At 62.9% G+C, this 24578-nt stretch carries 23 protein-coding genes; 13 read left to right on the forward strand and 10 right to left on the reverse strand.

From position 1 onward, the window contains the following. Positions 1 to 105 precede the first annotated feature (105 nt). The gene (locus BRA471DRAFT_RS15495) at positions 106 to 1107 is read right to left on the reverse strand and encodes an autoinducer 2 ABC transporter substrate-binding protein (protein WP_007608730.1); all 1002 of its coding nucleotides are present in this window, start codon (positions 1105 to 1107) and stop codon (positions 106 to 108) included. A 688-nt stretch (positions 1108 to 1795) separates the two neighbouring features. Here BRA471DRAFT_RS15495 and BRA471DRAFT_RS15505 point away from each other — a divergent pair. The 5 genes from BRA471DRAFT_RS15505 to BRA471DRAFT_RS15525 all read left to right on the forward strand — a co-directional run bounded on the left by BRA471DRAFT_RS15505 (position 1796) and on the right by BRA471DRAFT_RS15525 (position 6891). After that, entirely contained in the window at positions 1796 to 2926 is a 1131-nt protein-coding gene (locus BRA471DRAFT_RS15505) for a sugar ABC transporter substrate-binding protein (protein WP_007608731.1), read from the forward strand. Positions 2927 to 2992: 66 nt separating this feature from the next. After that, positions 2993 to 4534: a sugar ABC transporter ATP-binding protein gene (locus BRA471DRAFT_RS15510; RefSeq protein ID WP_007608735.1), complete on the forward strand. Its 1542-nt coding sequence runs from the start codon at positions 2993 to 2995 to the stop codon at positions 4532 to 4534. After that, positions 4527 to 5639 (forward strand): ABC transporter permease, encoded by a 1113-nt coding sequence (locus BRA471DRAFT_RS15515; protein ID WP_007608737.1) that lies wholly within the window; start codon positions 4527 to 4529, stop codon positions 5637 to 5639. Before BRA471DRAFT_RS15510 ends, BRA471DRAFT_RS15515 begins: the two co-directional genes overlap by 8 nt. Continuing rightward, the gene (locus tag BRA471DRAFT_RS15520) at positions 5636 to 6595 is read left to right on the forward strand and encodes an ABC transporter permease (protein WP_007608738.1); all 960 of its coding nucleotides are present in this window, start codon (positions 5636 to 5638) and stop codon (positions 6593 to 6595) included. The genes BRA471DRAFT_RS15515 and BRA471DRAFT_RS15520 overlap by 4 nt, the downstream gene beginning before the upstream one ends. A 116-nt stretch (positions 6596 to 6711) precedes the next feature. After that, positions 6712 to 6891 (forward strand): hypothetical protein, encoded by a 180-nt coding sequence (locus tag BRA471DRAFT_RS15525; protein WP_007608739.1) that lies wholly within the window; start codon positions 6712 to 6714, stop codon positions 6889 to 6891. Positions 6892 to 6928: 37 nt separating this feature from the next. On the opposite strand, the gene BRA471DRAFT_RS15530 is transcribed toward BRA471DRAFT_RS15525, so the two are convergent. Beyond that, complete coding sequence (locus tag BRA471DRAFT_RS15530; RefSeq protein ID WP_007608740.1) at positions 6929 to 7828, reverse strand: SMP-30/gluconolactonase/LRE family protein; 900 nt, start codon at positions 7826 to 7828, stop codon at positions 6929 to 6931. Between the two features lie 200 nt (positions 7829 to 8028). Between BRA471DRAFT_RS15530 and BRA471DRAFT_RS15535 the strand changes: the two genes are divergently transcribed. Beyond that, positions 8029 to 9054: an aldo/keto reductase gene (locus tag BRA471DRAFT_RS15535; protein ID WP_007608741.1), complete on the forward strand. Its 1026-nt coding sequence runs from the start codon at positions 8029 to 8031 to the stop codon at positions 9052 to 9054. 217 nt (positions 9055 to 9271) lie between these two features. Here BRA471DRAFT_RS15535 and BRA471DRAFT_RS40355 read toward each other — a convergent pair whose 3' ends face one another. Further along, on the reverse strand, positions 9272 to 9793 hold the full coding sequence (locus BRA471DRAFT_RS40355; protein WP_198287884.1) for a hypothetical protein: 522 nt from the start codon (positions 9791 to 9793) through the stop codon (positions 9272 to 9274). A gap of 387 nt (positions 9794 to 10180) precedes the next feature. On the opposite strand from BRA471DRAFT_RS40355, the gene dusA reads away from it, so the two are divergent. Further along, the gene (dusA, locus tag BRA471DRAFT_RS15540; RefSeq protein ID WP_007608743.1) at positions 10181 to 11176 is read left to right on the forward strand and encodes a tRNA dihydrouridine(20/20a) synthase DusA; all 996 of its coding nucleotides are present in this window, start codon (positions 10181 to 10183) and stop codon (positions 11174 to 11176) included. A 32-nt stretch (positions 11177 to 11208) separates the two neighbouring features. Here the strand turns inward: dusA and BRA471DRAFT_RS15545 are convergent, their stop codons facing one another. The 5 genes from BRA471DRAFT_RS15545 to BRA471DRAFT_RS15565 all read right to left on the reverse strand — a co-directional run bounded on the left by BRA471DRAFT_RS15545 (position 11209) and on the right by BRA471DRAFT_RS15565 (position 15945). Beyond that, positions 11209 to 11763 (reverse strand): TIGR02281 family clan AA aspartic protease, encoded by a 555-nt coding sequence (locus tag BRA471DRAFT_RS15545; RefSeq protein WP_007608744.1) that lies wholly within the window; start codon positions 11761 to 11763, stop codon positions 11209 to 11211. Between the two features lie 28 nt (positions 11764 to 11791). Continuing rightward, positions 11792 to 11995, reverse strand: coding sequence for a DUF1289 domain-containing protein (locus tag BRA471DRAFT_RS15550; RefSeq protein WP_007608746.1), 204 nt, complete (start codon positions 11993 to 11995; stop codon positions 11792 to 11794). A 44-nt stretch (positions 11996 to 12039) separates the two neighbouring features. Further along, the gene (locus BRA471DRAFT_RS15555) at positions 12040 to 13635 is read right to left on the reverse strand and encodes a HAMP domain-containing sensor histidine kinase (protein WP_007608748.1); all 1596 of its coding nucleotides are present in this window, start codon (positions 13633 to 13635) and stop codon (positions 12040 to 12042) included. 137 nt (positions 13636 to 13772) lie between these two features. Then, positions 13773 to 15050, reverse strand: coding sequence for a sodium:proton antiporter NhaD (nhaD, locus tag BRA471DRAFT_RS15560; protein WP_007608749.1), 1278 nt, complete (start codon positions 15048 to 15050; stop codon positions 13773 to 13775). Positions 15051 to 15072: 22 nt separating this feature from the next. After that, positions 15073 to 15945, reverse strand: coding sequence for an NAD(P)-dependent oxidoreductase (locus tag BRA471DRAFT_RS15565; RefSeq protein WP_007608750.1), 873 nt, complete (start codon positions 15943 to 15945; stop codon positions 15073 to 15075). A 182-nt stretch (positions 15946 to 16127) separates the two neighbouring features. Here BRA471DRAFT_RS15565 and BRA471DRAFT_RS15570 point away from each other — a divergent pair, with 182 nt between their 5' ends. The 4 genes from BRA471DRAFT_RS15570 (at position 16128) to BRA471DRAFT_RS15585 (ending at position 19822) form a co-directional block, all read left to right on the forward strand. Beyond that, positions 16128 to 16565, forward strand: coding sequence for a VOC family protein (locus BRA471DRAFT_RS15570; RefSeq protein WP_007608751.1), 438 nt, complete (start codon positions 16128 to 16130; stop codon positions 16563 to 16565). A gap of 53 nt (positions 16566 to 16618) precedes the next feature. After that, positions 16619 to 17761, forward strand: a complete 1143-nt coding sequence (locus BRA471DRAFT_RS15575) for an Mrp/NBP35 family ATP-binding protein (RefSeq protein WP_007608752.1) — start codon at positions 16619 to 16621, stop codon at positions 17759 to 17761. Positions 17762 to 17978: 217 nt separating this feature from the next. Continuing rightward, a complete protein-coding gene (locus BRA471DRAFT_RS15580; protein WP_007608753.1) occupies positions 17979 to 19070 on the forward strand; it encodes a TRAP transporter substrate-binding protein in 1092 nt (363 codons plus the stop codon). Positions 19071 to 19477: 407 nt separating this feature from the next. After that, complete coding sequence (locus tag BRA471DRAFT_RS15585; protein ID WP_007608755.1) at positions 19478 to 19822, forward strand: hypothetical protein; 345 nt, start codon at positions 19478 to 19480, stop codon at positions 19820 to 19822. 60 nt (positions 19823 to 19882) lie between these two features. Here the strand turns inward: BRA471DRAFT_RS15585 and BRA471DRAFT_RS15590 are convergent, their stop codons facing one another. Further along, on the reverse strand, positions 19883 to 20863 hold the full coding sequence (locus BRA471DRAFT_RS15590; RefSeq protein WP_007608757.1) for a sensor histidine kinase: 981 nt from the start codon (positions 20861 to 20863) through the stop codon (positions 19883 to 19885). 227 nt (positions 20864 to 21090) lie between these two features. Continuing rightward, complete coding sequence (locus tag BRA471DRAFT_RS15595) at positions 21091 to 22137, reverse strand: alpha/beta fold hydrolase (protein WP_007608759.1); 1047 nt, start codon at positions 22135 to 22137, stop codon at positions 21091 to 21093. 309 nt (positions 22138 to 22446) lie between these two features. Between BRA471DRAFT_RS15595 and BRA471DRAFT_RS15600 the strand changes: the two genes are divergently transcribed. Beyond that, complete coding sequence (locus BRA471DRAFT_RS15600) at positions 22447 to 23121, forward strand: response regulator transcription factor (RefSeq protein ID WP_007592584.1); 675 nt, start codon at positions 22447 to 22449, stop codon at positions 23119 to 23121. Position 23122: 1 nt separating this feature from the next. Then, the gene (locus tag BRA471DRAFT_RS15605) at positions 23123 to 24532 is read left to right on the forward strand and encodes a HAMP domain-containing sensor histidine kinase (RefSeq protein WP_007608761.1); all 1410 of its coding nucleotides are present in this window, start codon (positions 23123 to 23125) and stop codon (positions 24530 to 24532) included. The last annotated feature ends 46 nt before the right edge of the window (positions 24533 to 24578 follow it).

The following is a 24578-nucleotide window of genomic DNA, read 5'->3' on the forward strand; positions in this document are numbered from 1 at the left end:
CGCCTGCAATGGACCGTTCGATCGTGCGATCACCCGAGAGGTACCGCATTCCCGACCGGAAGGGCCAGGAATGCAGCGCGATGAGGCGACTAAACCGATGCCGGCCTAGAGCCCTCCGGCGATCAGACCGTCGATGGTTTCCTTGTTGATGCGCATGATCTTGTCCACCTTGATCTGCTTTCCTGCAACGTCGACGGCTGCCTTGCCGAGGCCGGGTACATCGACGCCATCCGTGATCGGCTTGCCATCGAGCACGAGTTTGGCCACCGCGACCATCGCGTAACCCGCATCGGTGGGATTCCACAGAAAACCTTCGCGGATCGTATCATCTGCGATAAGCGACTTCGCCTGGCTTGGCAGCACGGTGCCGACAACGGCGATCTTCTTTCCAAGGCGTTGTTGACGCACAGCATTTCCGGCCCCGATTGGTCCGTTCGAACCGAAGCCGAGAATACCACGCAGGTTAGGATAGGCCTTGATCACGTCAAGCGTCGTGCGCTGGCTGGTGTCGATCTCGTCGGCGCCAGGGAAGCGGTCGGCGACGAGCTTCATTTTTGGAAAATTCTTCTGCTGGTAGGCAATCGCGGCATCGGCCCATTTGTTGTGAAGTGGCGTCGTAAGAGTCCCGACGTAGACCACATAATCACCTTCGCCGCCCATGTCCTTGGCGAGACGTTCCATCTGCACCTCGCCGAAGCGAACGGAGTCGATCAATTCCACATTCCAGTCACGGCCTTCCTGTTCCGGACCCTCATGCGTGATGACCTTGATTCCCGCGGCCTGTGCGCGCTTCAGCACGGGCTCGCAGACTTTTACATCAAGCGGCACCAGCCCGATCACGTTGACCTTCTTGGCAATCAGATCCTCAAGGAGCTTTACTTGCTGTGCCGGATCGACGTTCGCCGGGCCAACCATAGTGGCATTGATGCTGAAATCCTTCGCACCCTTCTGGATTCCCTTTTCAAGTGCGTTGAACCACGGAATTCCCGCGATCTTCACGACCGTGACCATTTCCTTTTGGGCTTGCGCAAAGGCAAAGCCCGGAAAACCGGCACCGGCCAACGCGGCCGTACCACCGATCAGCTTGAGCGTCTGGCGTCTGTCCATTGTTCCCTCCCAGGAAACGATCTTGGATTCCGCACCCTTGACCTGACAGTCGCTGGGGTGGGGCAGTCGAGCCTGTTCTTGCTTGGGGGCAGAAAGTGTTGCCTGTCCAACCGCAGGACCTTGAAGGACATTAGAGACCGGCGCTTCAGAACGTGTCAAGCAAGTGACATGTTCGCGAGCCACCGTCGCAGTGCGATACCTGATATCGTCTTCGAGCTGCTGAGTGAGGAGCTGCGAGCGATCAGCGCTCCTACAGCCATCATGTCAGCGAAGGAGCGCCACGCCACCCCGCCGGACGAAAGCAAGTAGTCCCAGCTTCCGGCTTCAACCCAGCTTCAGCAAGCGGGCTTCGTTCGGCTCCGTAGCGATTCACACTTTTCCCTGAGTGTCATTTTTTTCGTCACGCGCGTGGATGCCACGATGAAAGGCCGGCCATGGCCAGCTTCGCCGTTGCACAATCCCTTGCCGCCCACGAACATCCGACTGTCATTGTTACGCTTTCTGCTTCCACAATTGTTGTCGGTTGGCCGTGCGTTCAGATCGTGCCTCGCGCCGGAGCGTCCGCCCTTGGCTTGTCAGCATCGCAAGTTGCGTGCCATCCTAGCGCGATACACGCACGGGAAGGTCAATTCCCGGCATGGCTACGCGCCGCGTTAGGGTGGAACACAAACGCTCAGGGAGACACGACATGGTGTGGACGCTTCGTCTGGCGGGGCTGGCTTGCGCCGGCTTGCTGCTGTCATCGGTGAGTGCTCTGGCAGGTCCCAAGGTCGTCTCCGGCCCCGGCGCCGACCCCGCCTGCTTCAAGCCATGGTCGTCCGAGACCAAATTCTTCCAGTGGCCCAAGAAGGCGGGCCCCTACAGGATCGCGCTGGTCAACGGTTTTGTCGGCAACACCTGGCGCATCCAGATGGTGAAGACTGCCAAGGCTTTCGCCGATCAGCCGGGTATCAAGGAGAACATCAAGGAGTTCAAGGTCGTTTCCACCGGGACCGATGTGGCGGCGCAACTTGGCGCGATGGAGGACTTCATCAACCAAGGCTTCGACGCAATCGTCACCATTGCGGTCGCGCCCGACGGTTTTGATCGCATCATCCGTCTTGCCGACAAGAACAACGTCGTGGTGGTGCCGTTCGACAACGTCCTCGACACCGACAAGGTGATGATGGTCAACGAGGACCAGAAGGAAATGGGCCGCATGTCGGCCAAATGGCTGATCGACGAGAGCGGCAAGAAATCCGGTGACATCCTCGAAGTCCGCGGCCTGCCCGGAAACTCGGTCGACCGCGATCGTCATCTCGGTTTCCGCGAGGTCATGGAAGCGCCCGGCAACAGCTTCAAAATCACCGAGGTGGTTGGCAATTGGGACACCGGCACCTCGCAGAAGGTGACTGCGGATGCGCTGGCTGTGCACGGCCATTTCGACGGAGTATTCACCCAAGGCGGATCCGACGGCACCGTGCAGGCGCTGATGGCCGCCAAGCATCCCTTTGTGCCGATGTCGGGCGAGGGCGAAAATGAGTACCGCAAGCAGATCGCCGATCACGCCAAGGACGGACTGAAGGGCATGTCCTACGGCCAGTCGCCGGCGCTGGTGGCGATCGCGACCAAGGCGGCGATCTCGGCGCTGCAGGGCAACGTCATGCCGCAGTTGATCTCGATCCCGATTCCGGTGGCGACCTACAAGGATCTCAAGCCGGGCACGAACTACTGGCCTGAGCTCAAGGCCAACTTCTTTGCACCGAACCAGTTCACACCGTGTGGCGTGAACTTCACTGCGCCGGAAATCATGTCGCAGAGCGAGAAGAACACCCAGTGACGTCTCGAGTGATATCTCTGTCACGGCCCGGCATCCGCCGGGCCGTCCTTGCGTGAAGGCCGGGTGATGCCGGCTGCCGACCCGACGCCATCCGCCTTCCTGGAGCTCGCCGGCATCTCCAAGCGCTATGCCGGCGTTCGTGCTCTGGAGGGGGTCGATTTCGCCTGCGAGCGCGGCAAGATCCACGCCGTGCTGGGCGAGAACGGTGCCGGCAAGTCGACCTTGATCAAGATCATCGCCGGGGTGGTGCAGCCCGACAGCGGCCGCATGCGCCTCGCAGGGAGCGCCGTCGGCTTTGCTACGCCGTCGGCGGCGAATGCGGCCGGTGTCGTCTGCATCTTCCAGGAGCTATCGCTGATGCCCGACCTCTCGGTCGCGGACAACATCTCCATTGCGTCCCCGCCGCGGCGGTTCGGCTTGATCGATGCGAAGGCCCAGCGCCGCCGCGCCGAGGAGCTTCTGGCCGAGATCGGCTGTGAGGACGTCAATCCCCTGAGGCACGTGCGCGATCTGCCCCTATCGCGGCGCCAGGTGGTCGAGATTGCGAAGGCGCTCGGCAAGCGGCCGCAGTTGCTGATCCTCGATGAGGCGACATCGGCACTGACGAGCGCCGATGTGGAGAAGGTCTACGCGATGCTGGCACGGCTCAAGGCCGAAGGTGTCGCAATCCTGTACATCTCGCACCGCATGCACGAGGTCGAGGCGCTCGCCGACCGCGCCTCGGTATTTCGCAACGGCCGCCATATCGAGACCTTCGACAAGGGCGTGCGTTCGACCGCCGATATCGTCCAGCTCATGATCGGGCGTGACATCGCGGCCCAGTACCCGCCCAAGCCGGCGCGCAATGCTGCGAGGCCGGTGCTGGCGCTCGAGAACCTGTCGTGGGAGGGGCAGCTCGATCGCATCTCACTGAGCGTCGGCGCCGGCGAGATCGTCGGGCTCGGTGGCCTCGACGGTCAGGGTCAGAAATCCCTGTTGCTTGCTCTGTTCGGCGTTTTGCGCGGCGTCACGGGTCGCATCATGGTGGCAAACCGCGAGGTGCGTCCCGGCTCCCCGGCGGCGGCAAAATCGGTCGGCATCGCCCTCGTGCCTGAGGACCGCAAGACCGAAGGACTGATGCTGCCGATGTCGATCGCGGACAATCTTGCGATCGCATCGCTCGACGCCCTTTCCACTGGCCCATTCATCGATGCCGGCAAGGAACGCACCGCGATCAAGCGGGCCATCGCACGGCTGCAGATCAAGTTGGGTGCAGCGAGTGACGCGGTCTCGACGCTGTCGGGTGGAAACCAGCAGAAGGTCGTGCTCGCCAAATGGCTGATGACCGATCCGCGCATCATCCTGCTCAACGATCCCACGCGCGGAATCGACGTAGGCACCAAGCAGGAGCTCTACCGGCTGATGCGCGAACTCGCCGACCAGGGCGCCGCAATCCTGTTCTACTCGACCGACTATGACGAGCTGATCGGCTGCTGCGACCGCGTCGTCATCATGTATGACGGCCGCATCGTGCGCGAGCTCGAGGGCGACGACCTCACCGAGACCAACATTGTCGCAAGCTCCCTGAATGTCGACACCGATACCGCAGCGGGGGCGGCGCATGCTTGACGATCTCGCGATCAGGATCCGCCAGAACATCGGTCTGGTCACCGCCATCCTGTTGTTCTGTGCCCTCTACATTTTCTACAACGCCGCGCATCCCCGCGGTTTCTCCTCCGCCGTGCTGGTGCAGAATGGCGACGAAATCTTTGCGCTCGCCATGCTGGCGATGGCGCAGACCGTGCCGGTCTTGATGTCGGGCCTTGATCTCTCCGTCGGAGCGGTCATGACCATGGTCGGCTGCTTTGCGAGCTACCTCCTGACCGGCGCGGCAGGTGGTGCGCCGCTGCATCTCGACATATTCGGCGTGCATCTCGGCCTCGGCACCTTTCCGGGCGGCGTGAGCGGCATTCTGCTCGGGATCGCCGTGTGCCTTGCGATCGGCGCGGCTGCCGGCTTTATCAATGGTTGCGTCGTCGTCTATGGGCGCATCCAGCCGATCATCGCGACGCTTGCGACCGGCGCGGTCTACATCGGCATCGCGCTTTTCCTGCGTCCGACCCCGGGCGGCAAGATCGATGTTGATCTGAACTGGGCGCTGACTAACTCGCTCGGCGATTTCGCCTCGACCGTGCACATCTTCGACGATGGCGCGGCTGCCTGGTTTGCGCCGTTCGCCTGGATCCCGGTGCCCTTTGTGCTTCTCGTTCTCATTCCGCTGCTGGTATGGGTGCCGTTCCGCCGCTCCGTTCTCGGCCGCGCCGTCTATGCGATCGGCTCGGCCGAGGGCGCGGCTTATATGTCCGGCCTTCCGATCGAGCGCGCCAAGATCGCCGCCTTCACGCTCGCGGGCTTCTTCGCCGGCTGCGGCGGTCTCTTCCTTGCTATCCAGACTTCGTCTGGGAATGCGGACATTCCGCAGGCCGGCGCCTATACGCTCAACTCGATCGCCTCCGTGGTGATCGGCGGCACTTCGCTGCTGGGCGGAACCGGCAGTGCGATCGGGTCGATCTTCGGCGCCATGGTCTTGCGCGTGATTTCCTTCTTCTTCCGCATCTTCGACATTGCCCCTCTTCTGCAGCCGCTGTTCGAGGGCGTGATCCTGCTCGCTGCCGTCAGCATCGGCGCCTTGGGTATGCTGCGCGTCAAGAACACGTTGGAGCTGTTTCGATGACGGCGGCCTCATTCAGCCTCTCGCGCGACGATCGCCCGATCCTGATAGCGGCGCTGTTCATCGTCGTCATTCTCGTCGCGGGTACGGTTTACACGTTCGCCCGTTTCGGCAGCGCTCCCCTGTTGTCTCCGGCCTATCTTCTGCAGCAATTGCAGATCGGTGCGTTCCTCGGGATCGTCTCGGCCGGCATGATGATCGTGATCCTGATCGCGCAGATCGATCTGTCGGTGCCCTGGACGCTCGCCGCCGCGGCCATGATGGCGACCTCGGTCGGCGGTCCTCTCGCAATTCCGGTCGGCCTCGGGGTCGGCGTTCTGGTCGGGCTCGTCAACGGCGTCGGGGTCGCGTATCTGCGGGTCCCCTCGATGATCTTTACGCTGGGCGTGAATGCCGTGATGCGCGGCCTGATGGTCGCGCATACTGGCGGCTACGCACCGCAGACCGGGGCGACCGACCTGATGCGGATGCTGGCGGGCGATCGTACGCTCGGCATTCCCAACGCGCTGTTCGTCTGGGCCGCGGTGTCCGTGCTGGTGGTCGTCATCCTGCAGCGCATGTCGCTCGGCCGCTACATCTACGCCATCGGCAACAAGGAGGCGGCGGCCTATCTCGCCGGCGTCAACACGCGCCGCGTCACGGTGGTCTGCTTCGTCCTCTGCGGCCTTGCTGCCGCGCTCGCGGGCGTGCTGCTCGCCGGCTATTCCACCAAGGCCTACCAAGGCATGGGAGACGCCTATCTGCTGCCCTCGATCGCCGCCGTCGTGATTGGAGGCACGAACATCCTCGGCGGCCGCGGCCGCTATCTCGGTACGCTGATCGGCGTCGTCCTGATCGTGCTCCTGAACAGCGTATTGTCGATCATGGAGATGCCGGAGGCGGGCCGGCAGGTGATCTACGGTCTCGTTATCATCTTCATGCTGCTCGTCTACGGGCGGGGCGAACGCGTCATGAGCTAGACGGCCGGCCCAAGTAGCCCGTCGTCTTTGCGAATTGGAAACCCTCGCAAATGATCCGAAAAGCTTGGCGAATCGAACTGCCTTGCTCGGCGTCGTATCGGCAGAGATCACGCATCATGAGCGACATCGAGGTCAGAGACCAGCAAGTCCGGATCGCGCGCTATCGCTCTCTGGAGCGCGACGTAGCCGATCCTCTAGCCATACGCCAGCTTCACACCATCATCGAGGAGCTCGAATCCGATCTGCGTGGCGGCGGGGGACCTGATGGTCCGCCAAAGCACCGGCAGAACAGTTAAGGATGGCGCCGCACGCCACCCCGCAACGCGTTTTCCCTTACACGGCCGCGCGCGTATTGAGGAAGATCGAATACAGCGAAGTCTGTCCGCAAATGTAGAGGCGGTTGCGCTGCGGACCGCCGAAACAGACATTCGCCACGATCTCGCCAATCGGAATCGTCCCGATATGTGTCCCGTCGGCTGCATAGCAGAACACGCTCTGTCCCGCTGACGTCCAGATGTTGCCGTGGATGTCGCAGCGAAACCCGTCATAGAGTCCGTCGGGGCAGGTGGAAAACAGCGAGGGCTCAGCGACCTTGTTTCCCTGGACCTTGTAGGACCAGATCGTCGCGGGCAGCCCGTCGACGTGGGTCGCGCCGGTATCGGCGACATAAAGCAGCTTCTCGTCTGGCGAGAACGCCAGCCCGTTCGGTTGCACGCGGTCAGAGACGACGAGGCTGATCTCGCCGCCCGCTGGATCGATCCGGTACACGTTGGAGGCGCCAATCTCGGATTTGGTCTGCTGGCCCTCGTAATCGTTGTCGATGCCGTATGTCGGATCCGAAAACCAGATCGAGCCGTCCGATTTCACCACGACATCGTTGGGCGAGTTCAGCCGACGCCCTTCGAACTGCTCGGCAAGCACCGTGATGGAGCCGTTATGCTCGGTCCGGGTGACGCGGCGCATGAAGTGCTCGCAAGTGACCAGCCGCCCCTCGCGATCGGTCGTGTTGCCGTTCGAGTTGAAGCTCGGCGAGCGGAACACCGACACCGATGAATCGGTCTCGTCGAAGCGCATCATTCGGTTGTTCGGAATGTCGGACCAGATCAAATAGCGGCCGGCCGGAAAGTAAGCGGGTCCTTCGGCCCAGCGGCAGCCGCTGGTGAGTTTTTCGAGATTGGCGTGACCGAAGACCAGGCGGGCAAAGCGTGCGTCGTGCGTGACATAGGGGAGCATTGTTCCTCCTCGTTGCCGCAGGTCGTGAAGTGCCCGCGTGCCGGTTCCGCTTTTCTTAGCAACCCGACTGTATGAGTGGAATAGTCTTGTACGAGATCCGTAATCTCCGCGTTGACACCTGACGGCAAATACATACGCTGCGCGTCGCTGCAATGAGACCAGCGCGCGATCGAGGCGCGGAGAAGGAAGAGCAATTCACCATGGTTTCGCAATCAGCTTTGCCGCGCCGCACACTTGGCCGGACCGGTCTCGAAGTCTCTATCCTCGGGTTCGGAACCGCACCGCTTGGCGATCTTTTTCTCGAGCTCGACGACCAGACTGCGATTGCCGCTGCGAGCCGCGCCTTCGAACTCGGCATCAATTTGCTCGATACATCGCCGCACTATGGCAATGGCCTGTCGGAGCATCGCTGCGGAACGGCGCTTCGGCGCGTGCCGCGCAAGGACGTGGTGCTTTGCACCAAGACCGGCCGCTGGATGGATCCGTTTCACCAGCCGGAAACTCGGTCCGGATTTGTTGGCGGACAGCCGCACCGGGCCGTAGTCGACTATTCCTATGACGGCACCATGCGTTCGGTCGAGCAGTCGCTGTTGCGGCTTGGCGCCGACCGTATCGATCTGCTGCTGATCCATGATGTCGATGTGTGGACCCACGGCAAGGACGCGATCGAGGATCGGTTTCGCGAAGCGATGTCCGGGGCCTATGTAGCGCTGGACAAACTTCGTTCTGAAGGTGTGGTCGCGGGCATCGGAATCGGCGTCAACGAGGCCGAGATGTGCGTGCGCTTTGCGCAGGCCGGATCCTTCGAGGTAATGCTGCTCGCCGGGCGCTATTCGCTGCTTGAGCAGCCAGCACTCGAGGAGTTCATGCCGCTGGCCCTGAAGCAGGGCATCGCGGTGCTGCTCGGCGGCGTGTTCAATTCGGGGATTCTGGCGACGGGCGCCATTAAGGGCGCCAAGTACAATTATCAGGATGCGCCGCCGCAGATCCTTTCGAAGGTTGCCGAAATCCAGCGCATCTGCGCAGCTCATGACGTAGCACTGCCGACGGCAGCTCTACATTTCGCGCTCGGCCATCCCGCGGTCGCGAGCGTGGTCCTCGGGGCGCATAATGCGCAGGAGGTCGAGCGCAACGTGGCAGCGCTGACCGCCTCAGTGCCAGCCGCGCTCTGGAGCGATCTCAAGGCCGCGTCCCTGCTGGAATCGGAAGCGCCCGTTCCGAGGTAGACCGGATGAACACGCTTGAATCGGTACAAGCCGAGGACTCGGATCACCTCTCTCCGCGCGGGAGAGGTGCACCGCAACGGCTCCGGCGGAGCTGACGGACCCCTGACTATTTCATCACGGCCTATCGGTGTTTTCGACGCACGCAGAGACTCGCTTCTACGTGAATGCAGGGCGATGGCGCGCCGAGATACCGGGAGAAGTCACCAAGACGGCGGCGCTAACCAACCCACGGGCGGCCAATCCTGATTTCGTACTGCAAAATCAACGGCGCAACATCGACACGGTTCGGCTTGCCAACGAGACGACCTTGCGATTCGATGCCACGTACAAGGAGCCGGCGCTGCTGTGCACTCACACGTCGCAGGGCGACGCCGTTGACGTCGGGCGGCTCGCCGCCACCCAGTCCTGTCGTGCGATGCCCGGTGCTCGTCGGCACGCCAGTTCTGCCCGCAGCGCAGATCCGAAGTGGGCTTGTTGGGCGTCGATCTCGCTCTTCAGAGTTGCCTACTAGACCCAAGTGCTTCATTGCAAAGCGCGCCCAGCGAACTTCTTCGGCCGAGACTTCAATGCCGTGCACCGCTGCAGCATGCGTAGCGACGGTTCGAATGAAGGAGAAGTCGATCGCCAATGTTGCCGGCCCGGCACCTTGCTTCGCTCGCTTCCGACCAAACTCAATCAGTCGCTCACGGTTGAGTTGGGACAGTTTCCCTGTTCCCAATGACTCTTTCAGGGCCTCCAATACGGTGGCTTTGGAACGTCGGGGAGGCCCACTTCGTGCCTGTCCTTTATATGTAGGTCGGTGGTGTCGCCGAACGTTCGAGCCTGCACAGCAGCCTTCGGTTTTGGTGATCCCTTGCGATCGATGTTCGCTCCATGTCGAGCGCCCAATCTTCACCGTCCTTGCGACGGCGAAAGGTCTCTGACACATAGCGGTTCTTGCGACGGACCTGGCCGCGCTAGTTCCCGGAGGGCAACTGAGTGAAGCTGGCCAGGGCCGTGTGCACTCCCCAGTCGTGTGCGCTACGTGTGCACCGAAAGGTCAAAACAGGTACAAACGTGTGCAATTTCGGCTAGTTTGGAGTGCACACGTTCATGCTTCTTGCTATTGAGCATATAGGTTAAGTAATTGAAATATCACAACCATACCTTTTCCGTGGCCCCCATGATGGATTGGACCGACCGGCATTGCCGGGTGTTCCATCGTCACCTGACGCGGCGGGCGCTGCTGTATACGGAGATGCTGACCACTGGTGCCATCATTCATGGTGACCGGGAGCGGCTGCTTGGGTTCGACCTGGTCGAGCACCCGGTCGCGCTTCAGCTCGGCGGGTCGGATCCGCGCGAGCTGGCGCTGGCGGCGCGGATCGGCGAGGAGTTCGGTTATGACGAGATCAACCTCAACGTCGGCTGCCCCTCCGACCGCGTGAAGGACGGCCGTTTCGGCGCTTGCCTCATGGCAGAGCCTGATCTCGTGGCGAGGTGCGTCGAGGCGATGAAGGGTGCGGTTGCCGTGCCCGTCACGGTGAAGTGCCGCATCGGTATCGACGACCAGGATCCGGAAGTCGCGCTCGACAACCTTGCGCACGCGGTCGTTGACTCCGGCTGCGATGCGTTGATCGTGCATGCCCGGAAAGCATGGCTCAGCGGTTTGTCACCGAAGGAGAATCGCGACATCCCGCCGCTCGACTATGATCGCGTCTATCGCCTCAAGCGCGCGATGCCGGATGTGCCTGTCATCATCAACGGCGGCATCCCCGGCGTCGACGAGGCAAGGGCACATCTCGATCACGTTGACGGCGCGATGCTTGGACGAGCCGCCTATCAGGAGCCGTGGCGGCTGCTCTCGGTCGATACCGACATTTTCGGCGAGGCGGCGCCGCTTGCCTCGATGCAGGATGCGCTCGAAGCAATGATGCCCTACATCGAGCAGCAGCTCGCGCGCGGCACGCGGCTGCACTCCATGACGAGGCATTTCGTCGGCGCATTCCACGCCGTACCCGGCGCGCGCGCCTTCCGCCGGCATCTTGCCGAGCAGGGGGTAAAGCCGGGCGCCGGCCTCGAGGTGCTACGCGATGCGATTGCGCGTGTCGGTGCGCGCGCGCCGGCGGAGGCGGCGGCCTAGCCGCGCCACATGGCGAGCCGGATTGCAAGAGTCTAGTCGACTGCCAGGCGCGAGCGGCGGCGACTGGTCTGGAGCTCCGGATAACCGGTGAGCATCAGCCTGTCGGCGCGCACGCCCCAGCTCTCCAGGCGATCGAGGAAGCTCATGCCGAGCAGGTTGGTCTTCATCTGCCCGCGCTGCACGACGAGGGCCGGCACCGATTTTTCGACGAGGTGGCCGACGGAGAGGCGGTCGATCGTGAGGCGGGCCGCCTTGGTGTGACCGCCCGCGGTTTCGAGATCGACGTCGTACTCGAGCATCTCGAGTGGCAGCCCGATCGCTTTTGCGGTTTCCCAGGTCAGCACCACCGAGGTCGCTCCGGTGTCGATGACCATCGGTGCGGCCACGCCGTTGATCTTCGCGCGCAGCGCGAATTCGCCACCCTGGCCGCGCTGAATCTGCACGGCGGGGGCGGGCGCTGCAGTCTGCGTGCGAAAGATATGCGAGACCTTGCTGCTCGCGCGCGCGATCTGGTCGGAATCGCCATAGGCGACGACGGCACCTGCCGTGCAGGCGAGCATAATGAGAACGAGCAGGAACCGGATCATTGCGCATCTCCAGATGCGCGCCGACCGGTCAGGTTCGTTTCGGCGATTCCGCGATGGGCGCAAGTCCAACCTGATTCATGCGCGCCGGCAACAGCGCCGTGAGCGCGAGCCGTTCCGCGCTCTCCATGGCGTGCCAGCGCGCGATCTCCGGCAATGTGCGTCCGCAGCCGAAGCACAGCCTGGTCTTGGGATCGATCATGCAGACGGCGACGCACGGCGTTTCTTTGCTCATTCGGACATAGTGGCGGATGGTCGGGCATGTCTGCAAGCATCTCGTTACGAGCCCGTACCTGCGCTCATGATCGGCTTGCGACGGGGCCGGCGCTTCTCGTCCGCTACCGCGGAACTCTCGGGTTGGAGCGGCGGAGAATCATCCGACATCGGCGCCAGCGCGCTCATCACGCGCTCGGGCGGGAAGGTGACGATCACTTCGGTGCCGATGCGCAGCTTCGATTTCAGCGTGAACGTACCGCCATGCAGGTCGACCAGATTCTTGGCGATCGGCAGGCCGAGACCGGCGCCCTGTTCGGCCGACTTGATCGAATTAGAGCCTTGGCCGAACGAGGCCAGCACGACCGGGATCTCGTCCTCGGGGATTCCGGAGCCGGTATCCTTCACCGAGAGATATTGTCCGCCTGAGGCCGTCCAGCCGGCCTTGAGCCAGATCTCGCCGCCCTGCGGAGTGAACTTGATCGAGTTGGAGAGCAGATTGAGCACGACCTGGCGGATCGCGCGCTCGTCGGCCCAGAGCCGCGGCATTGCCTGCTCGAACACTTCGTGGATGGTGATGCCACGGCTCGAGGCGCGCAGCTTCATCAGATGATGGCAATCGGCGACGATGCCGACCAGCGAGACCGCTTCCTCGTTGAGCTCGTAACGGCCGGCCTCGATCCGCGACAGATCGAGGATCTCGTTGATGAGATTGAGCAGGTGGACGCCGGAATTGTGGATGTCGGCCGAGTACTCCTTGTAGACCGGCACGGCATGCGCACCGAAAATCTCGCTCTTCATCACCTCGGAGAAGCCGAGTATCGCGTTGAGCGGCGTCCGCAGTTCGTGGCTCATCTGCGCCAGAAAGCGCGACTTGGCGACATTGGCGGATTCGGCGCGGTGGCGCGCTTCGTCCGAGATCGCCTTGGCTTGTTCGAGCTCGCCGATCAGCGCGTCCTTCTCGGCGCGCGCCTCGAGCGTGGCGAAGGTCGAAGAGTGCAGGCGGTGAGCCAGCAGCACGAAATAGCCTTCGGCGGCGAGGGCGAGCGCGGCCAGGATGTAATTGTCCAGCGAGCCGGTCATCACGAAGCTCAGCGCCATCGCGACCGCGACCGGTGCAGTGGCGGCGAGGGCGGCGATCGGCAGATTGGCGGCCAGCATGCTCGATACTGCGATCACGAGCAGCATCAGGAACATCATCAGCGATTCCGTGATCGTGTCGAGCACGGGATGGATCAGGATCGCCATCCAGCAAAGGCCATAGAGCAGGTCGAGCACGACGAAGCGCGTCTGCCATGCGCGCGTTGCCGCGGGCGAGGCGGGCTCGGCCAGGAAGCGGTGGCAGCTGCGGATCATCGCGGCATGGATGCACAGCATGCCGGCGGTCCAGGCCGCGGCCGGGATCGGCTGCATCCACAGCCCAAACAGCACGCCTGTCGCGACCACAAGCAGCATCACGACATAGGAGGCCGACAGCCGGGTCTGGGCGTAATGGCGCAGCATTTCGGCGTCGAAAGCCGGCCGGGTTCCACTGGTCGACGTTAACTTGTCGCGCGCCTCGCGGACCCGCTGTGCCGCAGCCCGGCGATGGCTCGCCGACGGCAGGCTCACCGGCTCGGCCGGAAGCTGCACAACCTCGGGCTTTTCAGCGGGTTTACTCATCGCACAACAACAATTCCTGCCCGCGCGGGGCGGGCCTTCTGCATTGTCTATCTCTGGCAAGAAATCCTTAAGAGGTGACTTAAGGAGCTAAAGAATTACGTTAACCCGGCGTTAATTTTGGATCCGGCGTGAGCCGCTCAATGCAGCGCCGCGTGCTGCGCGATGTACACCACGGCGCCCGCGAGATAGCCGGCGAGCGCGGGAACGGCGATGCGGCGGGCGTACCAGAGGAACTCGATGCGCTCGAGCCCCATGGCCGCGACGCCTGCGGCCGAGCCGATGATCAAGATCGAGCCGCCGGTTCCGGCGCAATAGGCGATGAACTCCCAGAGGAAGCTGTCGGGTGGATAATGCGCCAGGTCGTACATACCCATCGTCGCGGCGACCAGCGGCACGTTGTCGATGACGGCGCTGAGCAGCCCGAGCACGATCACGATGATGTCCTGTCGACCGATCGCGGTGCCCAGCCATTTGGCCACCATAGAGAGCAGGCTGGCATGTTCGAGGCAGGCGACCGCGAGCAAGATGCCGAGGAAGAACACGATCGAGCCCATGTCGATCCGCGTCAGGGCATTCGCAAGCGTGAGCGGACCGCGGACATGCTCATCCTTGTCGCGATGAACGATCTCGCCGACCAACCATACGATGCCAAGCCCAAGCAGGACGCCCATGAAGGGCGGCAGGTGCGTGACCGTCTTGAAGGCGGGCACCGCGATCAGGACGCCGAGTCCGAGATAGAACATCACGTTCCGCTCGAACGGATCGACGCTTTGCAATCCGTCCTCTTTCGGCGGCGGTGCGATGGTCTTGCCCTTGAGTGAAAAGCTGATGAATGCGAGCGGCACGAGAAGGTTGAGCAGGGAGGGCAGGAACACCGCGCCCATGATTTTCAGGGGCGAAATCTGTCCGCCGATCCACAGCATCGTCGTGGTGACGTCGCCGATCACGGTCCATGCACCACCGGCATTTGCGGCGATGACGATGAGGGAGGCGAACAGCAGCCGGTCGTCGCGCTTGGCGATCAACCGCTGGATCAGCGAGACCATGACAATGGTGGTGGTCAGATTGTCGAGAATGGCACTGAGGAAGAAGGTCACGAAGCCAATCAGCCATATCAGACGGACCTGGCTGGTCGTGCTGATGCGGGAGGTGATGACCTCGAAACCGTCATGGGCGTCGATCACTTCGACGATGGTCATCGCGCCAATCAAGAAGAACACGATCTGCGCGGTGGCGGCGACGGACTCATCGAGCTGACGGCCGACCAGCGTGTGGTCGCCGGTCGCGAGCGCATAGATTGTCCAGAGCACGCCTGCGCCGAGTAGCGCAGACGCGCTCTTGTTCACCCCGATCGGATGCTCGAGCGCGATCGCCGCATAGGCGAGGACGAAGATTGCGGCGAGTGCGATCAGCAAGGCAGGATCACTTCGTCAGGCGTCAGCGATTAAGGCGCGCGAGCAGGCTCGACGTATCCCAGCGCTTGCCGCCCATCTTCTCGACCTCGGAGTAGAACTGGTCGACCAGCGCGGTCACCGGCAAATTGGCGCCATTGCGGCGGGCTTCGGCCAGCGAGATCGAGAGATCCTTGCGCATCCATTCGACCGCGAAGCCGAAATCGTATTTGTCGTCGTTCATGGTCTTGTAGCGGTTCTCCATCTGCCAGGACTGCGCGGCGCCCTTTGAGATGGTTTCGATCACGGCGGCGACGTCGAGGCCACTCTTCTTGGCGAAGTGAATGCCCTCGGAGAGGCCCTGGACGAGGCCGGCGATGCAGATCTGGTTGACCATTTTGGTCAGCTGGCCGGAGCCGGCGGGCCCCAGCAATTTGCACATCCGCGCATAGGCGCTTGTGATGATCGGCTCGGCGCCGGCATAGGCGTCCTGCGCGCCGCCGCACATCACCGTCAGCACGCCGTTCTCGGCGCCGGCCTGGCCGCCGGACACGGGTGCGTCGATGAACTTGAAGCCGGCCTTGGTCGCGGCAGCATCAAGCTCTCGCGCGACCTCGGCGGAAGCGGTGGTGTGGTCGACGAAGGTCGCCCCCTTCTTCATGCCGGCAAACGCGCCGTCGGCACCGATCGTGACCGCGCGCAGATCGTTGTCGTTGCCGACGCAGCACATCACGAAGTCCTGGCCCTCGGCCGCGGCCTTCGGGGTCGCCGCGGTCTTGCCGCCGAACTTGTCCGCCCACTCCTTCGCCTTGGCCGCGGTGCGGTTATAGACGGTGACCTCATGGCCCCCTTTTTTCACGAGGTGTCCGGCCATGGGGAAGCCCATCACGCCGAGACCGAGGAAAGCGACTTTAGCCATCTGTGGTACCTTGTCCGTAGTTTGGGTTTTACGGTTCTTGCCGGGCGAGGGGCGCCCGGTTCCGCCATTGCGGCAGATCGGCCGCACCATAAACCCTTGAGGCCGGAGGGCAACGGCTTCGTTTGGTCCCCGTCTGTGCTAGGATGGCGGACCTAAGGACTTCAAGAAAAGGGAGCGAAGGCATGGGCGGCGTAAGCGCGGGCGTGCTCGATCATTTCAACATCCGGACCCGGAATCTGGCCGAGACCGTCCGCTTCTACGAGGACGTGCTGGGCCTGGAAAAAGGCCCCCGGCCGAATTTCGCCTTCCCCGGCGCCTGGATGTACAGCGAGGGTAAGCCGGTGGTGCACCTCGTCGATATTTCTCCGACTGCCGAGCCACAAAAGCCGGATTCCGGCGTTGTCCACCATGTCGCCTTCGCCAGCCGCGGGTTTGACGGCATGAAACAACGGCTGGCCTCGAAGGGGATGAAGTTCGACTCCCGCCAGGTGCCCGGCGGCGAGCTCTGGCAGATCTTCGTCCACGACCCCAACGGGGTCATGATCGAGCTCAACTACGAGGCGGCCCTGGAGCAGGGCGCGGCGCCCGCCGAGATGGCTGACGATATCGGCAGGCAGTAGCCTTTTGGGCGTTTCCGCTCTAATGGGGCATCTTGAATTCTAGGAGATGCGCTTTGAGCGTGACGCAGCAACAGGTTCTCGACAGCCTCGCCAGGATCAAGTCGCCCCGCGGGGTCGCGCTCACCAATGCCAATGTGCTGAGCGCGATCAGCGCGGCCGATGGCAAGGTGTTCTTCTCGATCAATGTCGATGCCGCCGAGGCGCGAGCCTGGGAATCCGTCCGGGCCGAGGCCGAGGCCGCGGTCCGTGCCATTCCCGGCGTCACCACGGTCATGGTGGCGCTCACGGCCGAGCGCAAGGCCGGCGCGGCACCACCACCGCCGCCAACTCCCAGCCGCGGTACGCCGGGCGTGCAGCCGGTCCACGCCCACAAGCCGCCGCCGCAGGGCGGCGCCCAATCGCCGATGGCGCGGCAGTCCGAGATTCCGGGCGTCGCGGCCGTGATCGCGGTCGCCTCGGGCAAGGGCGGCGTCGGCAAGTCCACCACCGCACTCAATCTTGCGCTGGGCCTGCGCGATCTCGGCCTCAAGGTCGGGCTGCTCGATGCCGACATCTACGGCCCCTCGGTGCCGCGGCTGACGGGCCTTCACGAGAAGCCGGAGCTGGATGGCGAGCGCAAGATGATTCCGCTCAGGCGCTTTGGCCTGGCCATCATGTCGATCGGCTTCCTGGTGGAGGAAGAGACCGCGATGATCTGGCGCGGGCCGATGGTGATGTCTGCGGTGACGCAGATGCTGCGCGACGTCGCATGGGGCCAGCTCGACGTTCTCGTCGTCGACATGCCGCCAGGCACCGGCGATGCCCAGCTCACGCTGGCTCAAAACGTCCCTTTGAAGGGCGCCGTGATTGTCTCGACCCCACAGGACCTGTCGCTGATCGACGCAAGGCGGGGGCTCGCGATGTTCAAGAAGGTCAACGTGCCCGTGCTCGGCATCGTCGAGAACATGAGCTATTTCCAATGTCCGCAATGCGGCACGAAATCCGACATTTTCGGCCATGGGGGCGCGCGCCACGAGGCCGAGAAGCTTGGTGTACCGTTCCTCGGCGAGATCCCCCTGCACATGGCGATTCGCGCCACCTCGGACGCCGGCACGCCCGTGGTGGACAGCGAGCCGGACGGCCCCCATGCGGCGATCTACCGCGCCATTGCGGGACAGGTGCGAGACCAGCTCAAGGGCGTCATCGCCGCGGCCTGAGTGGATCCAAGCAATCCCTTCAAACCAATAGGCTGGGGACATGCGACTTTCGTAGAGCCCTGTCATGCCAATGTCGCGTTTCGAAAGCGGGGCTTCCGTGTTAAAGGCCCACGGCAGTCAAGCCCCTTCGGTTCGACGCGGCCCAAGAACGCGTCGCCGGAATGAGCGGCAGCAAAGAGGAAGTTAGGGGAAACGCCCCAACAAGGAGAGACTGAAGATGAAGCGTCGTGATTTTCTGAAAGTGTCGGCAGCAGGCGCGGCGGCGACCGCCGCGGTGGCCTCGCCGGCGATCGCGCAGTCCTCGCCCGAGATCAAGTGGCGCCTGACGTCGAGCTTCCCGAAGTCGCTTGACACCATCTATGGCGGTGCCGAGCAGATGGCGAAGTACGTCGCCGAGATGACCGACAACAAGTTTCAGATCCAGGTCTTCCAGGCGGGTGAAATCGTCCCGGGCCTGCAGGCGCTGGATGCGACGCAGAAGGGCACCGTCGAGATGTGCCACACGGTGTCGTATTACTACGTCGGCAAGGACCCGACCTTCGCGATCTTCGCGTCGGTGCCTTTCGGCCTGAACGCACGCCAGCAGAATTCCTGGCTGTACCAGGGCGGCGGCAACGAGCTCGCCAACGAGTTCTTCAAGAAGTCGAGCGTGGTGGGCTTCCCATGCGGCAACACCGGCACCCAGATGGGCGGCTGGTTCCGCAAGGAGATCAAGACCGTTGCCGACCTCTCGGGCCTCAAGATGCGCATCGGAGGCATCGCCGGCCAGGTGCTCCAGAAGGTCGGCGTGGTGCCGCAGCAGCTCGCCGGCGGCGACATCTATCCGTCGCTCGAGAAGGGCACCATCGACGCGGCCGAATGGGTCGGTCCCTACGACGACGAGAAGCTCGGCTTCGCCAAGGTCGCGAAGTACTACTACTACCCCGGTTTCTGGGAAGGCGGTCCGACCGTTCACGCCTTCGCCAACATCGACAAGTGGAACGAGCTGCCGAAGAACTACCAGGCGATCCTCACCAACGCGACCGTCAACACCAACACCTGGATGGCCGCGCGCTACGACATGGTGAACCCCGGCGCCCTGAAGCGTCTGGTCGCCGGCGGAACGCAGCTTCGCCCGTTCACCAATGAGGTTCTGGAAGCCTGTCTCAAGGCGACCAACGAATTGTGGGGCGAGATCTCAGCCAAGAATCCCGACTTCAAGAAGTCGATCGACGCCATGCAGGCCTACCGCTCCGACGAATATCTGTGGTGGCAGGTTGCCGAGTACACCTACGACAGCTTCATGATCCGCTCGCGCACCCGCGGCTGATCTTCGAAGCAGTAGCAAGACGACACGCCCGGTCTCGTTCGCGAGGCCGGGCTTTTTCTACGGGACGACGCGATCGGAATAGGCGAGACGGAAGCCGCCGAGCGGCGTCGTCGCCGGGGTACGGGTGGGGCGCCCAACAAAAAATCTGAAAAACAACCCCATGCACAGTAGACGAGGGGTGAGCGGACAAGGCGCCGCGAGTGCAGCCAACAGCTTGATGCGATGGAGCTAATTGGCAGGCACGCCCGAGCATCGCGCCGTCGAGGGCAACTTCGCATTTTTGGGCGTCAAAGCGGGCAGGCGCGCGTGCTTCAGCGAGATCGTTTGACTCGTCGGGCAAAACAGTGGCATAAAGGCATTATCGCAAAATCCGAAATTGGCGCCTCGGTGGCAGCCGGGGGTTGATGATGAGCTTCGATCCCGATGAGGTTCGAAGCGCATTGCGCAAGGCCTGGTCGTTGGCAACCGCCAGTCAATGGACGGCGAGCAATCCGGCGGCAGGGCAATGCAACGTCACCTCGCTGCTGATTCACGAGCTCTTCGGCGGCGAGGTGCTGAGGACGCCGCTGCCGGCCGGCGACCATTTTTACAATCGTATCAAAGGCCAGCGGTATGACTTCACGGCGAGCCAGTTCGATCAGCCGATTGCTTACAAGGATTCGTCCGCAAGCCGTGCCGATGCGGAACGGGGAGCGACAAGCGATGAACTGGGCGGACTCAGAGTCGCTTTTCACGAGCATCGTACGAAGTAAAGCCAAGGGGCGCCAATCGCAGACGGGTGACAGGAGTGGGCGCGGGAAATCAGCTGAACATCAATTCGCAAGACGGTCTTTGCTCATGCGCAGGATGACCACCACACCTTCTTCCGACCAGTCAAAAGTTATAGCCCCGCCAAGCTGGGCGGCCATACTTCGGTGCACCAACTTGCTTCCAAAGCCTTCGAGCTTTGTTGGAGCGACAACGGGAGGACCGCCCCGCTCCGTCCACTTGACCACGACCTCGTCCTCGTGGGCGTTGCACGACACGTCCAGGGTGCCGCTTGATAGAGACAGCGCACCGTATTTCGCAGAGTTGGTTGCCAGTTCATGCATCACCAAGGCGAGTGCTGTGCTGGAAGTCTCTCCCACGTTCATCTTGGGGACCGAGACACGAATACGAACGCTGGCTCCCTTTTCATCGTACGGCGCAAGCAGAACAGAGATGAGGTCTCCAAGAAGCGTTCCCTCTCTATTTCGTCCTAGTACCGGACGAACAAGGTCCTGAGCACGCCCAAGGGCGATCAGGCGACTGGTCAGTTCCTGGGCCATATCTTCTTTGGATGCTGCCGAGCGCGAGCTCATTTGAGTAAGCGCCGTTGCGATGGTTAGAAGGTTTTTCAGGCGGTGGCTCATCTCGCCCGCCAGTAGCTCGTTGGCTTCCTCAGCTTGCTTGCGTTGGGTTACATCTAGGAAAATACCGAACATGGTTCGATCGGCTATATCGGCATCGTCGCCTTGGCCCCGAGCGGAAATCCAACGGATATCGCTTCCCGTCAGAATACGAAAATCTATTTCGTAGGAGCCTACGACTGCGCGAGTAGCCGCAAATGCCGATCTCACCCTCTCGAGATCTGCGGGGTGGATGTTTTTGGACAGTATCTCGAACGTAATTTTCTGCTCGCCCTTGGGCACCTCCCAAAGGTCGTACGCGGGTTCATCCATGGTGATGGCGTCGGTATCAACGTTCCAGGACCATAGAGCGACACCGGCGGCGCGAGTGGCAGCCCGGAGGTGCTTTTCGTGCCACAAGGGCATTGTCACCTGGCTAGGAAACATTGCGCTTTGCTTTCCCGCTTATCCGGCCAAATCGGCACCTCTGCCGACCGGTGATCGACAGATACCATACCTGGTCGAAAAGGTCTCGGTTCGACCGAAAGGGCGGGTTGAAGTGTGGTCCAGCGCCCGAGTTGGCTCAGAAGCGATCCTCCGCAAACGAGCCATGAGGTTCGCCGACGGTCATAAGCGGCGTTGTTCCTAAGTGATTACGCGTTGCTTCGCGAAACGCCCGGGCCTTCCCTTCCATGAGTCAACACGGCCTCGGCAGCAGCTTCGTCGATGGCCGCCATCACGTCAGCGGTTGCGGTTTGATGAATCATGTGTCCCGCGCCGTCGATCCGGCGCAATTTGCTCTGCTTGATCTCGCCATGCAGCCTGACCGACTGCTTGATATCGATCAGACGATCGTTCTGACCCGCGATAATGATCGTCGGCATCTTGAGTTCTGCATAGGTCTTCGAACCTGAGAATGCGGCGGGGACCAACATCGTCGCTTCGGCCGCTGCGGCCCGCATCTGTGATGGGCGGAGCGCCATTTCTTTCGGAAAGCCGGCGAACTTGTTCGGGACCGGCCGCGGGCCAAACAGCTTGCGCAACATCGCGGGCCACATCATTCGACCGGCCAACGGCGAAATCGTGGAGCTGATGACGTCGCCGACCACCGGTAGGGCGGATAGCACGGACGTAGCGCTGTCCGAGCGGGGCGTCGGGAAATAATAACCCGAGGCCAGCACGAGAGCCTGCACGAACGGAGGATGTCTTGTCGCCAGCGCAACCGCAACCGACGCTCCCCACGAATGGCCAAAGACAATCGCTTGAGAGACGCCCAACTGGTCGAGCGCCTTCTTGAACAGGTCCGCTTGGGCCTCCGGGGTCCAGACGACGTGCCTCGGCCGCGAGCTATGCCCAAAACCGGGACGATCGAACACCATGACCCTGTAGTTCTCGGCTGCGAGATCGATCAATCCACTCGAGTCGAAATCCTGGATCATGCTGCCATTGCCGTGAAACAAAACCAGCGGCTTGCCCCTGCCGCGTTCCAAATAGTGCAGGCGAACCCCCTCGACGTCGATGAACCGACCCTGCGGAGGATTATCGCGTTGCGCTTTGTTCGCGAGCCGCCGATTTATGATTGCGGTAGCCGCGATGAGAGTACCTGCAGCAGCAAACGCGGCGGCGCCCGGATGTCGCGTGATGGCGGTCAGGTAATCGGATAGAACGGAGCTGGAACGCGTTCGTCGTGCAAGCCGCATGTGCATTACCTTAGGTGGTCTGCACGACGCCCCATCAAATGAGAAATGTTGCAGCTGAGTTCAACGGTTCGCGGGGGTGTTCGTTCCTTGGAAGGGTCGATGCGACGCCGGCGGCGGGCCCAAGAGGCAAACGTCCGCCACCCGCGACCTCATCCGCACGTGCCCTGACTGGCTTACAGGAACCTGACGGAAGGGAGCGGCCGGCCCGCCGGTGCTTTTTCGCTGGCCGAGACGCCCCGGATGATGGAAGACAGCGAAGATGCGGCGGAAGCCGTGCGGTGACACCGGAACATCCCGCGGGACAATGCGATGCGCCTTTTGATCGTCGAGGACAATGCCGAGCTGTCGCGGCTCGTTGCCGGCGGGCTATCGGCGGCCGGCTATGAGAGCGACATCGTCGGCAGTGCCGCCGAAGCGCGCGAGGCGGTCAGCAGCGTCAGCTATGCCGCGATGATCCTCGACCTCGGCCTGCCCGACGGCGATGGCTTGTCGGTGCTGCGCGAGCTGCGCCGGCAGATGGAGCCATTGCCGGTGCTGGTGCTGACCGCGCGCGGCGGCTTGCAGGATCGCGTTAGCGGCCTGCGCAGCGGCGCCGACGACTATCTCGCAAAACCGTTCGCGATGGAGGAACTGGTGGCGCGGCTGGAGGCGATCCTGCGCCGTCCTGGCCAGCTGCTCGGCCGCTCGCTGCGCCTTGCCAACCTCGTCTATGACACCGAAAGCCGCCAGATCTTCGTCGACGACCAGCCGCGCATCATCTCCGCGCGCGAGACCTCGGTGCTCGAGATCCTGCTGCGCCGGCAGGGGCGGGTGGTGCCGAAGAAGAACGTCGAGGACCACATCTTCGGGCTCGACGGCGAGGTCGCCTCCAACGCGGTCGAGGTCTACGTCTCGCGGCTGCGCAAGCAGCTCGCCGAGCATGGCGCCAAGGTCGTGATCCACACCATCCGCGGCGTCGGCTATCTCATGGCCGAGGAGAAATAGCGTGGCGCGGATCGGACCTCACGCCGGATTCCGCGCCGGGATCCGTGCGAGGTCGCCGACGTTCAAATCGCTGATCTGGCGCATCGTGTTCCTGCACATCGTGGCGGTCGCGGTGGTCGCAATCTTCCTGCCGCTGGTGCTGTTCTGGCTGCTCAATTCCGAAATCGACCAGCTGCATCGCGATGCCATGCGCGCGCAGGCCGAGGTGTTGGCCGAGCGCATCGTCGCCCAGCACGACGGGTTGTTGACGTTCAACCTGCCGGACAGTCTCAAGGGCCTTTATTCGGAAGCCTATGGTCGCTACCAATACGACATTCGCGATGCCGAGGGGAATCTGCTGTTTTCGTCGCGGCGCAAGACCGGTACTGCCCCGGCCGCGCCGCCGCCGCTCTCCGAGACGATTTCAGGTGCCGGCGTCACCCGCACCATCGACGGCAAGGTGATGCGCATTCGCGTCGCGGAGGATCTGGCGCACCGCGACGTCATCATCGACGACATCGTGTCGAACTTCTTCCGGCGGGTCGGGTGGATCACCATTCCGATCCTGCTGGTCCTGCTCGGCATCGACATCATCATTTTTCGCCGCGCTGTCGCGCCGCTCTGGAAGGCCTCCGAGGAGGCGAGCAATATCGGCCCGGCGCGCACCGACATCCGCCTGCCGACGGAGCAGATTCCGCGCGAGATCATGCCGCTCGTCACCGCCGTCAACCAGGCGCTCGACCGCCTCGAGGACGGCTTTCGGGTGCAGCGGCAGTTCACCGCCGACGCCGCGCACCAATTGCGCACGCCGCTCGCGATCCTGCGCACGCGGATCGAGACGCTCGGCGACGGCGCTGCAAGGCAGGCGCTGCATGCCGACATCGAGGGCATGAGCCGCATCGTCGCGCAGCTGCTGGAGATCGCCGAACTCGACACGTTGGTGCTCGATCCCGGCGAGACTGCAGATTTGCGCGCGGTCTGCGCCGAGGTGGTCGGTTCGATCGCGCCGCTCGCGATCGCGCAGCACAAGGATATCGCGCTGAGGGGCACCGAGGCGCCGGTGCTGATCCACGGCAATGCCGTGATGCTCCAGCGCGCGATCTTCAACCTCGCCGAAAACGCCATCAAGTTCACGGCAAAGGACACGTCGGTCGATGTCGATGTGAGCGAGGACGGTGCGGTGCGCGTGCGCGATTGCGGACCGGGAATTGCGGAAGCCGAGCGCGAATTGATCTTCCACCGCTTCTGGCGCGCCGACCGTCAGCGCAGCGACGGCGCCGGCCTCGGGCTCTCGATCGTGCGCGCCGTCGCGGATGATCACGCCGCGACGGTTGCGGTGGAGAACCTTCCGGGAGGCGGCGCGCAGTTCACGCTGCGTTTCAGGCTGGCGGAGAAGTCGGGCGACGTTGAATTGAACGTGGTGCGGCACTGACGCGCCACCGTCTCCCACATCCGCCTTCGCCAAGGCTTCGGCGGAC

Source organism: Bradyrhizobium sp. WSM471 (assembly GCF_000244915.1).
In the GTDB taxonomy this organism is placed as follows: Bacteria; Pseudomonadota; Alphaproteobacteria; order Rhizobiales; family Xanthobacteraceae; genus Bradyrhizobium.